This is a genomic window from Novosphingobium flavum (assembly GCF_014230315.1).
GTDB classification, from domain to species: domain Bacteria; phylum Pseudomonadota; class Alphaproteobacteria; order Sphingomonadales; family Sphingomonadaceae; genus Novosphingobium; species Novosphingobium flavum.
The window spans coordinates 225,741-238,954 of the sequence record NZ_JACLAW010000001.1; the positions used below are offsets into that span (position 1 = coordinate 225,741).

Here is a 13,214-nt window from a genome sequence, read left to right on the forward strand (position 1 = left end):
GTGCCCGCGGGCAACAGGGAGGCAGCATGGCGAGGAACACGGCGAAGAAGCGCTGGATCACGGCGATTGTCCTCGGCGTCGGCGTGGCCGACTGCGTTGGCATCTACTATGCCCAGCACCGGCTCGACACCGCCGTGCCCGATGAAGTGCGCTTCGACCGTGTGGCGATCATGGCGCCGCAGCAGAACGATCTGTTCCATCTTGGCCAGCCCAGCCAGCTCGCTCAGGCCGATGTCGCTCCGGCGCCCTCGCTCGCGCCGGCCAAGGCACCGGCGCTCACCGCTCCCAAGCTCGCTGTCGCGCCGGCGGTCAAGCCTGCGGTCAAGGCGGCTCCGGTCTCCGCTCCAAGGCTCGCGGCCGCCGTGGCTCCGGCCGCGCCCCCCGCCGCCAAGGCCGCGCCCGCGCCCGCCCCGCGCGCCATCGTGACCCCGCATCTCGCCCGCGTCGAGCGGCCCGAACCGGTGTTCCACGCAGCGCCCGCCCGGCTGGTCGGCGCGCAGCACAGCGCCGCTCTGGCGCTCGCACCCGCTGCGCCGGTCGCAAGGATCAAGGCTGCCGCGGCGAAGGCCGGGGCCGCAAAGCTCGCCAGCGCCGGAATTGCGCCCGCCAAGGCCGCTGCCGCCAAGGATACGGTGAGCAAGCGCAAGGCCGCCCGCTCCGGCCTCGCCGCCCTGGTTCCCGCGCCGCGCGAACATTCGGAATTCTCGCAGGCCTTCGCCGGGTTCGATAGCCCGGTTCAGGCCTCGGCCCAGCTCGAACTGGCCCTGCCCACGATCGAGCCCGGCAAGGTCGGCGCCCCGGCGACCGACATGGCCTCGGCCCGCGCCAACACCGTGCTCGACGTGCCGCTGCCCGCGCCCGCGGTCGAACTGCCGCCGGTCACCGCCACGGCGGACAACGGCGAAGCCAAGCTTTGACGGCAAGCGCGGCTGAGGGGCGGACGATCCCTTAACCGGGAGTTGGCCACCGTTCCTCCTTCCGTCATCCCGGGCTTGACCCGGGATCCCGCTTTTCCGTCACCACCGTCGCCGAAAAGCAGCGGGGCCCCGGATCAAGTCCGGGGCGACGGCTCTTGCGAGCGTGTGACCGGGAGGTTGGGTTGCGTTGCGCAATGTCCGCAATGCACGCGTATCCGGTCAGCCCGCTTTCAACCCGAAAAATCGCAGCAGCTGCCCGGGCGAAACCTGCCAGCCTCCTAACCCTGCGGCCGCTCCGCGATCATTTCCTGGATCATGCCCTGCAGCTTGGCGTCATAACGCGCGAAAACGCGGTAATCCCCGGCATATTCGAAATGCGTCACCACGTCCTTGCCGGTCCACTGGTGCAGGCAATAGCCCGGCGGCTCGTCGGTGATCAGCACCCGGCCATCGGGCGTCGCGGGGTCGATCGGGGTGAGGTCGAGGCCCACGGCCGGCGCGGTCGAGGGGCAGACCAGCACCGGCAGGTCGTTCCAGTGCGACAGGATCGTGCGGTGGAGGTGCCCGGCGATCAGCCCCTTGACCTGATTGTGCCCATCCAGCGCCCCCGCCAGCCGCGCCACCCACGGTTCGCGCTCGTCGGTGTCCATCCACGGGATGCCGGCGGGGAAGGGCGGGTGGTGCAGGGCGACCAGCGTCGGCTTGTCCGGCGCCTCGGCCAGCGTCGCGGCCAGCCATGCGGCGCGTACCTCGCAGAAGCCCCCGCCGTGGCGGCCGACTTCCAGCGTATCGAGCACGACCAGCCGCAGCGGACCATGGTCGAGCACGTAGTGCACGAAACCATCGGCTGACGGCGGCGTCTGCGGAAAGGCAGCGCGCAGGGTCTCGCGCACATCGTGGTTGCCCACCATCGGCCAGACCGGGAAGGGGCAGACCGAAACCGCCTCGGCCAGCCGCGCATAGTCCTCCGGCGCGCCGTCTTCGGTCAGGTCGCCCGAGAGCAGCAGCAGGTCGGGCCGGTTTGGGCCCTTCACCAGCTTGTCCAGCGCCGCGCGCAGGCGGAGCATGTTGTGCTCCTCGGGATTGCCCTTGTCGAAGCCGATGTGGATGTCGGTAAGCTGCCCGATCAGCATGGCCGTCCTGCCCCCATTTCAGCGCTTCACCCGGCGCGCCGCCATGGGCGCGGCCCCGGTCGGGTGATAGGCATGACACATGGCGCAGCTCGAAGGAACCTTGTCCTTCGGGCGGAACAGCCCCGCCGCCTGATCGCCCACGTGGCATTCGCGGCATTCCGCCAGTTTCGGCAAGAGCACATCGCGCGACGAGCTTGAGCCGGGCGCGGCATGGCATTCCGCGCAGGGCGTTTGCCGGTGCGCCGAATGGTCGAACCAGCCCTTGTCCATGTAGCGCTGCGGCAGGGTCACCGGCATGACCGCCGGGTGCCCGTTCTTCACGGTTGCCGTGTGGCACTCGCCGCAGACGCCGTCCTTGCCCAGCATCCCTGCCACCAGCCCGCCGCCCACCGGCCGGGTAAAGCGCGCGAAATAGAGCTGGTCCGCGCCGTAAGCGCCGGGCCGTCCGCGGCCGGTCACCAGCGGCTGGGTGGTGTTCCCGGCCACCGACAGGTCCGCGATCGCCTGGTCGACGTCGCCGTGGCGCAGCTTGCGGAAGGTCGTGCCGAACTTGTCATAGACCAGGCTGTGGCAGGCCTCGCAGTCGCGCTCCATCGTGATCGGCTTGAACCGCGTCCCGTCCTCGCTCGGCCGGTGGCAATCGCCGCAGCCGAGGCCCTTGCTGCCATAGCCCCTGTCGCCCGCCAGCGTGGCCGCCATCTTCGCCACCCCGCCGCGCGGATCGAGGTGCAGCTTGTGCGGGAAGGCGAGCCCGGAATTCTCGTGCGGGTCCTGGTCGAGCGACACGCGCCTGGTGGTCCGGTTGGCCGGATCGACCACCACCGCCGGCGCGAATTCGGGATGCAGCGTGCCGAAATCGGCGGCATTGCCCAGCTTCGTATCGCTCAGCCGGTCCTTCAGCGAGCCGTGGCAATCGGCGCAGAACTGCTGCGCCGGTGCCGCCATTTTCGTCATGCCTTCATGCTCGCGGTGGCATTCCACGCAGGAATCGGAGCCCTCCTTGCCGAAGGCATGGGCCACCGAGCCCAGTATCTGCCCGCCAAGCCCCGGCACGGCCCGAGCCAACGCGATCCGCGCTTCCGGCGCATGGTCGTGGACCGACTTGTGGCACGACAGGCAGGTCTCGTTGCGCACCGCCTCGAACGGCTTGACGTGGCAGGCCTCGCACTTGCCCTCGAGCTGGTGGTGGGCAAGGCTGAGCGCTCCCGGCGTCCAGGCCCCGTCGCCCACCACCTTGCTCTGCTTGAGGTCGGGCGCGCGCATCAGGTTGCTCGCCACCGGCAGGGCGAGGAACAGGGCGAGGATCAGCGCGGCGAAGATCCACGCCAGCCGCCGCTTGCCCGGCAGGACCGCGCTCAGCGCAAGCCCGTCCTTCTCGGGATCGACGTCGGACCTGTCCGGCACCGGCTCGACCGTGAGCAGGACCGCGCCCTCTTCCTCGCCGATCACGATCCGGGTCGAACCGAAGCGCAGCTCCGCCCCGGTTCGCGCGTCGATCGAGGCGGTGCGCGTGGTTTGCCCGTCAACCGCGAAGCCCAGCGTGCCGGTGGCTTCGACCGCGACCCGGCTGGCAGGCAGCAGGGAGATCCGCGCATGGCTCGGCTCGACCGCGAGATCGGGCAGGTGAATGTCGTTCTCGGCCAGGCGCCCCACGGTGAGCGCGGCCTTGTCCAGCACCTTATCGCGGACGATCCGGCGGCCATCGGCCGTGGTCGACACGGTGCGGAGGCGGAAGGTCATGCCGGGCGCCTCACCAGTAGTAGAACACGCTGACGATATGCGCGGTCAGCGCGGCAATCAGCGCCACGGTCAGCGGCACGTGGACATAGAGCCACACCTCCAGCAGCGCCCGCAGCCGCATCTGGCGGCGCAGCCGGTCAAGCTGGGCCTTGCGCCGGATCAGCAGCTTCTCCACCCGCCCGATCGCGGGATCGCCCATTCCCTGCGCATCGGCAAAGGCAAAGCGCTCGATCGCCCGCGCCGTGGCGCAGCGCTTCCACGTGCCCGAAAGCCGCGCGATCAGCCCGCCGCCGAACAGGTCCTCGCCAAGCGCCGCCAGCACGAGGTCGGAATGCTCGCGCCCCAGTGGCTGGGCGGCATCGTGCAATTGCCGGTCGATCGCCCGGATGCCCTCGATCATCTGCTCCTGCGTCAGCTCCTCGCGGTTGGCCGAAAGCGCGGAGGGCAGCGAAGCATAGGCCGCCACGCCCCAGATTCCCGAGGCGATCACCAGCATCATCAGCACATAGGCCAGGGTATGGACGTTCCACCCCAGCTGAAACCCGGTGTGCAACGTCGCCACCACGATCAGGCTGAGCCCGAGGTAAACGTGCGCCGAGGTCCAGGCCTTGAGCGACCAGGCCCCCCGCGTCATCGCCCGCTTGCGAATGCCGAGAACGGACAGCCAGACGATCAGCAGCGCGCCCACCGTGCCCAGCGTATAGCCGTACCACGAACCGCCGTTGGGCCGCGGCTTGACGTCGATCAGCATATATCCGGCAATGCAGGCAAGACACAGGACCAGCGCCACTTTCAGCCAGCGAAACCGGCGGTGGCGCAGGAAGCCCTCGTGATCGGCGGAAATCTGGCGCTTGGCCTGCGCGCCGCCCGGTGCACGGCCAGATGCGGGAGCGGAAGCCATCAGCGATCCTCCGCCAGCTTGGCGACCGACAGGAACGCCTCCGGCGAAACCCGGATCGCCGCCCCGGTCGGGCAGGCGCGCACGCAGGCCGGGCCGCCCTCGATCCCCGAACACATGTCGCACTTGATCGCCTTCTTGGGCTGCTCCACGCCGCCGGCATTCTTCTTGCGCCACTTCTTGCTCGGCTCGCCCGGTCCCGGCCCGGCGCCAAAGAATACCCATGAGAGCAGCGAGGGCTTCTTCGGCGGCACCGCATCCATCCGGATCACGCCATAGGGGCAGTTGCGCTGGCAATTCCCGCAGCCGATGCAGGTCTCGTCGATGAACACCTCGCCGTCCGGCCCGCGCCGGATCGCATTGGGCGGGCAATCGGCCATGCAGTGCGGATGCTCGCAATGCCGGCAAGAGGTCGGCACATGCAGGTGAGCATAGGTCCGCCCCGCCTCGCGATTGAGGCGAGAGAGGCCGTCGTGGCTGTCAGCGCAAGCCTTCTCGCAATTGTCGCAGCCCACGCACAGCGTCTCGTCGATCAGCAGCGCGTCGGTCGCCTCGCCGATCCCGTTGTCGATCAGGAACTGCGCGGTCTCGGAATACATGTCGACCGCGCCGGAGAAGCTGTCCTTGCGCCCCTCGATGAAGGCGTTGACCTCGCGCCGCTTGTCCATGTCGGCCCGCGCCTTGCGCAGCAGTTCGGGCTTCCTCGCCAGCAGCCGGGCAAAGGCCTCGCCCGGCAGGCGGATCACTTCGGAGCGGATCGCCGCCTTCACCGTGGCCGAGCGCGGGGCATGGTCGATCAGCGCCATCTCGCCCACATAGGATCCGGCCGGCACGTAGGAGAGGAACACCTGCTTGCCGCCCAGCGCCTTCTGCACGATCATCGAGCCGCGCCGGATGATATAGACGTCCTGCCCGCCGGGAGCGTCGGGAGAATCCCCCTCGGCCAGCACGACTTCCCCGGCGCGCACGGTCTTCACTTCCGCCCCTTCGACCAGTTCGGCCACGTCCTCGCGCGTCAGGCCCGAACCGAATATCTGGAGCAATTGCCGTTCGATCGAGATTCGCGTCACCGCGCGCCCTGCCGCCGGGGCCGTGGCGATCAGCTTGAGCGCGGCATTGCGCGATAGCTCCACCACGATCACCGGCTCCGCCGCGCGCACGGTCGCCCCGCGCCGCCGCCCGGAAATCAGGCCCACCTCGCCAAAGATCGAACCCTCGCCGATTCCCACCGTGACCGAGGGATCGGCCGGATTGACCTCCACCTTCACCGCGCCCTGCGCGATGCAGAACAGCGAGGAGCCGACCTCGAGACGCTCGAAAATCGCCTCGCCCGGCGCAAAGGGGCGCACCTCGCTGTCGAGCATCAGCTCGCGCAGCTGCAGCGCCGAAAGCTCGCGGAAAATCTCGATTCTAGAGCCGAACAGCGCCAGCCATTCGTCCACCGGGCGGCTGCCGGGCAGGGGGGCGAACTTCTCCGCCAGGATCGGCTCGTCGGCAGGCTTGAGCGCCGTGTTCCCGTTCAGGAACTCGACCACGTCATAGCCCTGGTTCATGCAGTGCTTGATCAGCGGATAGCCCGCCAGGGCCCCGATCACGTGGATGCCGGGCTTGGTCGTCTCGAACACCGGGGAGAGCACCGGAAAGGCCTCGCGGTCCGGGCTGGTGAACTCGATCCCGCAGCTTTCCACGAAAGCGCGCGGCGCCGCTGATCCCATCCGCGCGATGATCCGGTCGCAGGGGATCGTCTCCTGCCCGTCGCGCGTGTCGAGCAGCAGCTCGCCTTCACGCACTTCGGCGGGCGAGGTTTCCAGCCGGATCGCAATCCGCCCCGCCGCCGCCGCTTCCTGCAGCAGCTTGACGTTGGCCGCCTTGGCGCGGGCAAAGTCGGTCCCGCGATTGAGGATCGAGACAATGTTGCGCTGGGCCGGATCGGCCGCCAGCCCCAGCGCGTTTTCGATCCCTGCATCCCCGGTCCCCACCACCACGATATGCTCGTCGACATATTCGCCCGGATCGTCGAGCTGGTATTGCACGTGGGGCAGGTCCCCCCCTGGGCAGCGCATCGTGTTGGGATTGCCCTGGGTGCCGATGGCGAAGATCACCGCCTCGGCCTCCACCACCGACTTGTCCTTCAGCGTCAGGGCAAAGGCACCCTTTTCGCCCTCGATCTTCACCACTTCGGCCTTGTAGCGCACGGTCACGCCCGCCTCGGCGGCCTGCTCGTTCCACTTGCCGAGGATCGCCTCGCGCTTGCCCGCGTCAAAGTCGAAGTCCGACCGCAGCACCAGCGACGATGGCGTCGCCATCACGTGCTTGCCCTTCTGGTACTTGTAGATCGTGTCGGAGAGGTGGTCGGTCTTCTCGAGCAGGACATGGCTCATGCCCAGCGCGGCGGCACGCGCGGCGGCGCTCAGGCCGGCAGGGCCCGAACCGACAATAGCCACGCGCACACGATCCGCCACCTTGTCCCCCACTCAGCCCGGCCCGCGCGCTTGCCCCCTGATTGCAATCGCGCATCGCCTGACGCAAACCCGCCCGATCAGGAAACGGATTCGATCTCGCTCCTGCGACATTACCTGCGGGTCGTCGAATTGGAAGGGCAGGGGCAAGAATAACCATGAACAATCCACGAATTGGCCGGCTTGTTCTTGGCGCCGCGGCGCTCATCCTCGGCTTCGCCGTGGTCTATACCGCAACGCGCAACAAGACGCCCGCCGCCCCGCCCGAAGCTGCCGCCAGCGCCAGTGCGGCCGACCCGCTCGCCGCGCTCGAACAGGCCGCGCAAAACGCCCCGTCAGACCCGGCCGCCTGGCGCGCCCTCGGCTCCGGCCTGTTCAATGCCGGCCGCTTTGCCGAGGCTGCCAGCGCCTATGAAAAGGCCGCCAACCTCGCGCCCAGCCTCGCCGTGGTCTGGTCCTCGCTCGGCGAAGCCCGCGTCATGGCCAGCAAGTCCGATCCCATGCCCGCCGAGGCCCTGTCCGCCTTCCGCAAGGCCGCCGGCATAGATCCGAAGGACCCGCGCGCTCGTTACTTCCTCGCCGTCAACCGCGATCTCACCGGCGATCACGAAGGCGCCATCACCGACTGGCTCGCCCTCCTGTCCGACACGCCCCCCGGCGCCCCGTGGGAAGCGGATCTCAGGCGCACGATCGAGCAGGTCGGCAAGATCCACAAGATCGAGGTGGCAAGCCGCCTCGCCGCAGTCAGGCAGCCAGCTGCCCCCGCCGGACAGGGTCCGAGCGCCGATATGCCGCTCGCCGCCCAAGGCATCCCCGGCCCGACGACCGCCGACCTCAAGGCCGCCGCCGCGATCCCTCCCAGCCAGCAACGCCAGATGGCCGAAACCATGGTCGCCCGCCTCGAAAGCAAATTCGCCGCCGACCCGAAGAACGTCGACGGCTGGATCATGCTGATGCGCAGCCGCATCACGCTGGGTCAGCCCGACAAGGCCAGCGCCGCGCTGAAATCCGCCATCGCCGCCAACCCGGCCCAGACCGCACGCATCCGGCAGGAGGCCGGGGTACTGGGAGTGCAGTAGAACTCTGCACCGCCGCACCCGTCATCCCAGGCCTGACCCGGGATCCCGCCTCGCCACCGTCGCGGAAAGGCAGCGGGGCCCCGGATCAAGCCCGGGGCGACGGCTATCGAGCGGCCCGCGAATGCAGCGTGTGGCCGGAATGTTGGGGGAGAGGATGGATGTTGGTCATTGGAAAACTTCAACCGATTGGGCTTCACCGCTCATCCAATGCCGCGAGGATGAAGTGAAGAGCAGGGCGAAGGCAATTAGTTGGCCGATGGTTTGAAGGGCCGTTATGGCCCCCGATCCAAAAAGCAGTCCACTCGCGACTATCTTAAAAAGCACTGGAATACCAATTACGAACATTGTTATAGAAATCCACATCGCCACCTTGCTGCGGCGACGCGATACAAGTAGCGTTAGTGTTCCGATCAGCAAATATGTAAATATTTGTACGAAAACTATAAAAAATACTGGATTGGATTGCGTCGTCGCAACCAGATCTATAGCTCGGTTCCATCCGAAAAAATTCTGGATTACGCCGAGAATGAGTGTGCCAAATATGATGCGTTCAAAATATATAATTGATTGCGGTCGCATGCTGCCCTCCCGATCGCCATAAGATAAACACTAGCTGGGCATCGCTCGCAATCGCGAAAGCGTTTTGAGCATCGGCTATGTCAACAATGTCAGCGCACCCGGTCAGTCCGCTTTGGGGCGCAAAATCCGAAAAGCCCGCCGACGCGCCCACCCTTTCCTACATCCGCCCCATTTGTCATTCTCACCGCGCGCGGCGCCCACGCCCCCGCGCTCTTTCAACCGTCCGCAAACCCGCTCAAGTTGGAGAAGTGTCACCCATGCACTTTTCCGCAACCACCTGATTACACAAGAAACGCCCGTCCCGGCAGGGTGACACTCGTGTCACCCAAGGCTCACCCCAACACCCCCGCATATTCTGCCGCAAAGCACGCCATGGTCAGCGCCAGCCCCACCAGGAACACCCGGTAGGCATAGCCCAGCAGCCGGTATTTCTTCCGCGCCAGCACCAGACCGTTCTGGTGCATATCGCGCAGCATGGCCCGGTAGATTGCCTCGTCGTCGCCCAGCAGCGGCATGACCCGCGCCGCGAATTCCTCCTCGGAAAGCTTGGCGTAGATCCCGAAGAACAGGATATTGTCCCGCTCCGAAACCGCGCCGTGCGGCTGCGCCACGGCGGGCATCAGCGCCGCAATGGTGAAGGCGGCCGAGAAAAAGGCGCTCACCCCCAGCACCAGCAGAGGCAGCGAGACATGGCCCCGGCTCGATTGCCCCACCGCCAGCGTAAAGACCACGAAGGTCGCGCCCATCAGGATGCTCGCCTTCTGATCCGCCATCTGGCTCAGCGTCAGGTTCGCCTGCAGCGCCGTGCGCACCAGGTGCGCCGCATTGGGCGTGAAGCTGCGCGGCGCCTCGCCCTCGGCCACGGGGTCAGACCACCCCGAAGGCGAGCATCGCGTCGGCCACTTTCTTAAAGCCCGCGATATTGGCGCCCTTCACATAGTCGATATAGCCGCCGCCCTCGTCGCCATATTTCAGGCAGGACTTGTGAATGCCGCTCATGATGTCCTTGAGCATCTGCTGGAGTTCGTCCTCCTTCCATGACCGGCGCTCGGAATTCTGGCTCATTTCAAGGCCCGAGACCGCCACCCCGCCGGCATTGGCCGCCTTGCCCGGGGCGTAGAGCAGCTTGGCCGCCTTGAACACATGAACCCCGTCAAGGTCGGTCGGCATGTTCGCCCCTTCCGAAACCGCGCGGCAGCCGTTGGCCACCAGCGTCCGCGCATCCTCGCCCAGCAGTTCGTTCTGGGTGGCACAGGGCAGGGCCACGTCGCACGGCACGCCCCACGGCGTCTTGCCCGCATGGAACGTCGCCCTGGGAAAGGCCGTGATATAGTCCTCGATCCGCCCGCGCCGGTGGGTCTTGTGGCTCTTCACCCAGTCGATCTTCTCCTGCGTGATCCCGTCGGCATCGTAGATGAACCCGCCCGAATCCGACAGGGTCAGCACCTTGCCGCCGAGCTGCACCACCTTTTCCGCGGCATGGGTCGCCACGTTGCCCGAGCCTGAGATCACCGCCGTCTTGCCGGTCAGGTCCTCGCCCTTCACCGCCAGCATGTTGGCGAGAAAATAGACCGCGCCATAACCCGTCGCCTCGGTCCGGATCAGCGATCCGCCCCATTCCAGCCCCTTGCCGGTCAGCACCCCGGTGAAATTGTTGGTGATGCGCTTGTACTGGCCGAACATGAAGCCGATCTCGCGCCCGCCCACGCCGATGTCGCCCGCCGGCACGTCCACGTCGGCGCCGATGTGGCGGTAAAGCTCGGTCATGAAGCTCTGGCAGAAGCGCATGATCTCGCGCACGCTCTTGCCCTTGGGGTTGAAGTTCGATCCCCCCTTGCCGCCGCCCATCGGCAGGCCGGTCAGCGCGTTCTTGAAGGTCTGCTCGAAAGCCAGGAACTTGAGCACGCTCTCGTTGACCGAGGGGTGGAACCGGATCCCGCCCTTGTAGGGCCCGATCGCATTGTTGTTCTGCACCCGCCATCCGCGCTGCACCCGGATGTTGCCCTGGTCGTCCTCCCAGCACACGCGGAACGAGACGATCCGGTCCGGCTCGGCGATCCGGCGCAGGATCTGCTGGGCGTGGTATTCCTCCTTGTCCTCGATGAAATCGAAGATGTCCTCGGCCACTTCCTGCACCGCCTGGCAGAATTCCGGCTGATGCGGATTGCGGCGCGTCACGCCGTCCATGAACCCGTTGAGATCGACGTGATCGTTAAGCGCCATGATCCTGCTCCCACTCGTCCGCCCCGATGCCGGAGCGTTATTTTGAACAGGATGATATGACTTTATCGCGGTAAGTATAGGCCCGATCTCAGGCAGAAAGCGTCCGCGTTTCGGCTATCGCCACGATGGCGCGCCGCCCGTCCGCGCGGTCCAGCTGGACCACCACGTCGATCACTTGCGCGGCATAGGCAAGGGTATCGCCCCGCGTCAGTCCGATCCCCGCCTGCAAGGCCATCAGCGCGATCTGCTCCAGCGCCCCGGCCGGGCTGTTGGCATGAACCGTGGAGAACGACCCCGGATGCCCGGTGTTGATCGCCCGCAGGAAACTCACCACCTCGCGCCCGCGCAGCTCACCCAGCACGATCCGGTCGGGGCGCAGCCGCAGCGCTGCTTCCAGCAGGGTATCGGCCGTCACCCGCGCCTCGCCCAGCTCGCCCTTGACTGCGACCAGACCCACGCCGTTCTCGCCCGGCAGGCGCAGCTCGGGCGTATCCTCCACCAGAACCACCCGCTCGCCGCGCGGGATCTCGCGCAGCATGGCATTGAGGAAGGTCGTCTTGCCGGTCGAGGTCCCGCCCGAGATCAGCACCGTCCGCCGCCGCGCGATGCATTCGCGCAGATAGGCGATCGGCTCGGCCGCCGCATCGGGCAATGGCATGGCGCGCGCGGCGGCCAGCGGCCCGTGGTCATAGGCATCGAGCGGCAGGTCGAGCAGGCGGTGGCGGCGGATCGCCAGCGCCCAGTGCGCCCGCGTCGCCGGCGGCCCGCACAGCTGGATGCGCGCCTGCGGCATTCCCGGCTCGGCCGGCAGCACGGCCGAGAGCAACGGATGCTCACGGTTGATCCCCTGGTGGCTGACCCGCGCGACCTGCTCGGCCAGCCGCTGCAGCAGCAGGTCGGTCACCTCAGGCGCCTCGTGGCGCTGCATGGCGGGCAGGTGGGCATCCTCGATCCACACCTCGCCGGGGCGGTTGACGAGGATCTCGGTCACGCTTTCCCGCTCCAGCCACGGCCGCAGCGGGGCAAGATAGGCATCGAGATAGACCGAGCGCGCCGCCTCCGGCTCAAGCGCCACGACGCCCGCCGCGTTCATTCCGGCGAGACTTTCGAGAAATCGAGGTCGCGCGCGGTAAACACCCGGATCGGCTCGCCCTGCCGCACCCGCACGGTCGGGCCGATGTTGCCGCTCTGCCCCACCGCCGTGGCCGCGGCCGATTGCCCGCCGCCCAGCACCAGTGTTGCACCGCCGCTGGCCACGGCCTGCAAGCCCCCCACCACGGACAGCAGCATGGCCGAGCCGAACCGCTCGAAGAAATGGGTGTCGACCTTGCCCGCAATCCCGGTCTCGCCGCCGAAGCCCACGGCCGGCGAGCCCAGCGCGACCGAGGCCCCGTCCGGCCGGATCAGGCGCGTCCAGATCACATAGGCGCGCTTCTGTCCGGCCTGCAGCCCGCTCTTGTACTGCCCGATCAGGCGTGAGGAACGCGGCACCAGCACGCGGCTGCCGTCGAACGAGCGCACGTCGGCCGAAACCACGGCGCGGACATAGCCGGGCACGTCGGTGTCGATCGCCGTTTCCAGCACGGCGGGGATCAGCGTTCCCTGGCTCACCGTGGTCTTCGGGTTGATCCCGGCCGTGGCCACCGCCGCGCCATTGCCGGATACGCCAAGACGCGCGGCGAAATCGTCATTGCCGGCGCCGGACGGGATCGCCACCGGGAAAGCGGCAGGCGCGGCCATGCCGGGTGCGATCGGCGCGGCATAGGAACTGGCATCGAACACCACGGTGGGCGAGCCGAGCGGATTGCCCGCAGGCGCGGCCTGCCCGGCGGCGCTCACCGCCGCGCCGGGCTGCTGGGGCAGGGCTACGGCCCGGCGCGGCTGGATCGTGGTGATCGCCTGCGCCGGGACCGGCGGCGGCACATCCGCCCGGACCTGCGATGCGGCTGCCGCCGGAGCCTCACGCCGGCCATTCAGCGACCAGAAGGTCAGCGCCCCGATCAGGGCCACGAAAGCCACGCCGCCGAGCATGACCAGCCCGTCCGATCCGCCGCGCCGCTGGGAAACTTGCGGCAGGGCGGTGCGGGTGGCGAGGTCGATGATCTCCGCGCCCTGGCCCTCGCGCGGATCGCCCTCGCCGGGCGGGAGCAGGCGGTTGGACTGGCGATTGGACTGGCGGGCCATCG

11 protein-coding genes are annotated in these 13,214 nt (G+C 67.9%); 2 read left to right on the forward strand and 9 right to left on the reverse strand.

Annotated features, from left to right (window positions below; translation table 11 throughout):
- Positions 1-26 precede the first annotated feature (26 nt).
- Positions 27-917, forward strand: a complete 891-nt coding sequence (locus tag H7F51_RS00970; RefSeq protein ID WP_185662332.1) for a hypothetical protein — start codon at positions 27-29, stop codon at positions 915-917.
- A gap of 278 nt (positions 918-1,195) precedes the next feature.
- On the opposite strand, the gene H7F51_RS00975 is transcribed toward H7F51_RS00970, so the two are convergent.
- The 4 genes from H7F51_RS00975 to H7F51_RS00990 are packed head-to-tail and all read right to left on the reverse strand — an operon-like array spanning position 1,196 to position 7,150.
- Positions 1,196-2,050 (reverse strand): phosphodiesterase, encoded by an 855-nt coding sequence (locus H7F51_RS00975; protein WP_185662333.1) that lies wholly within the window; start codon positions 2,048-2,050, stop codon positions 1,196-1,198.
- 18 nt (positions 2,051-2,068) lie between these two features.
- Entirely contained in the window at positions 2,069-3,790 is a 1,722-nt protein-coding gene (locus tag H7F51_RS00980) for a cytochrome c3 family protein (protein WP_185662334.1), read from the reverse strand.
- Between the two features lie 10 nt (positions 3,791-3,800).
- Positions 3,801-4,691, reverse strand: a complete 891-nt coding sequence (locus tag H7F51_RS00985) for a hypothetical protein (protein ID WP_185662335.1) — start codon at positions 4,689-4,691, stop codon at positions 3,801-3,803.
- Positions 4,691-7,150, reverse strand: a complete 2,460-nt coding sequence (locus tag H7F51_RS00990) for a cyclic nucleotide-binding domain-containing protein (RefSeq protein WP_185662336.1) — start codon at positions 7,148-7,150, stop codon at positions 4,691-4,693. The genes H7F51_RS00985 and H7F51_RS00990 overlap by 1 nt, the downstream gene beginning before the upstream one ends.
- Positions 7,151-7,305: 155 nt before the next feature.
- Between H7F51_RS00990 and H7F51_RS00995 the strand changes: the two genes are divergently transcribed.
- On the forward strand, positions 7,306-8,226 hold the full coding sequence (locus H7F51_RS00995; protein WP_185662337.1) for a tetratricopeptide repeat protein: 921 nt from the start codon (positions 7,306-7,308) through the stop codon (positions 8,224-8,226).
- Positions 8,227-8,391: 165 nt separating this feature from the next.
- Here the strand turns inward: H7F51_RS00995 and H7F51_RS01000 are convergent, their stop codons facing one another.
- The 5 genes from H7F51_RS01000 to H7F51_RS01020 all read right to left on the reverse strand — a co-directional run bounded on the left by H7F51_RS01000 (position 8,392) and on the right by H7F51_RS01020 (position 13,212).
- Entirely contained in the window at positions 8,392-8,805 is a 414-nt protein-coding gene (locus H7F51_RS01000; RefSeq protein WP_185662338.1) for a hypothetical protein, read from the reverse strand.
- 332 nt (positions 8,806-9,137) lie between these two features.
- The gene (locus H7F51_RS01005; protein WP_185662339.1) at positions 9,138-9,668 is read right to left on the reverse strand and encodes a Pycsar system effector family protein; all 531 of its coding nucleotides are present in this window, start codon (positions 9,666-9,668) and stop codon (positions 9,138-9,140) included.
- 4 nt (positions 9,669-9,672) lie between these two features.
- Entirely contained in the window at positions 9,673-11,028 is a 1,356-nt protein-coding gene (gene gdhA / locus H7F51_RS01010; protein WP_185662340.1) for an NADP-specific glutamate dehydrogenase, read from the reverse strand.
- Between the two features lie 88 nt (positions 11,029-11,116).
- Positions 11,117-12,121 carry a P-type DNA transfer ATPase VirB11 gene (gene virB11, locus H7F51_RS01015; RefSeq protein ID WP_185662341.1) on the reverse strand — a complete coding sequence of 335 codons (1,005 nt, stop codon included), beginning with the start codon at positions 12,119-12,121 and terminating at the stop codon, positions 11,117-11,119.
- Positions 12,118-13,212 (reverse strand): TrbI/VirB10 family protein, encoded by a 1,095-nt coding sequence (locus tag H7F51_RS01020; RefSeq protein ID WP_185662342.1) that lies wholly within the window; start codon positions 13,210-13,212, stop codon positions 12,118-12,120. The genes virB11 and H7F51_RS01020 overlap by 4 nt, the downstream gene beginning before the upstream one ends.
- Positions 13,213-13,214 lie beyond the last annotated feature (2 nt).

Bases quoted from the DNA above. Each gene is read 5' to 3' on its own strand.
- H7F51_RS00970 (WP_185662332.1), top strand. From the start codon at position 27: ATGGCGAGGAACACGGCGAAGAAGCGCTGGATCACGGCGATTGTCCTC.
- H7F51_RS00975 (WP_185662333.1), bottom strand. From the start codon at position 2,050: ATGCTGATCGGGCAGCTTACCGACATCCACATCGGCTTCGACAAGGGC.
- H7F51_RS00980 (WP_185662334.1), bottom strand. From the start codon at position 3,790: ATGACCTTCCGCCTCCGCACCGTGTCGACCACGGCCGATGGCCGCCGG.
- H7F51_RS00985 (WP_185662335.1), bottom strand. From the start codon at position 4,691: ATGGCTTCCGCTCCCGCATCTGGCCGTGCACCGGGCGGCGCGCAGGCC.
- H7F51_RS00995 (WP_185662337.1), top strand. From the start codon at position 7,306: ATGAACAATCCACGAATTGGCCGGCTTGTTCTTGGCGCCGCGGCGCTC.
- H7F51_RS01000 (WP_185662338.1), bottom strand. From the start codon at position 8,805: ATGCGACCGCAATCAATTATATATTTTGAACGCATCATATTTGGCACA.
- gdhA (WP_185662340.1), bottom strand. From the start codon at position 11,028: ATGGCGCTTAACGATCACGTCGATCTCAACGGGTTCATGGACGGCGTG.
- virB11 (WP_185662341.1), bottom strand. From the start codon at position 12,121: ATGAACGCGGCGGGCGTCGTGGCGCTTGAGCCGGAGGCGGCGCGCTCG.
- H7F51_RS01020 (WP_185662342.1), bottom strand. From the start codon at position 13,212: ATGGCCCGCCAGTCCAATCGCCAGTCCAACCGCCTGCTCCCGCCCGGC.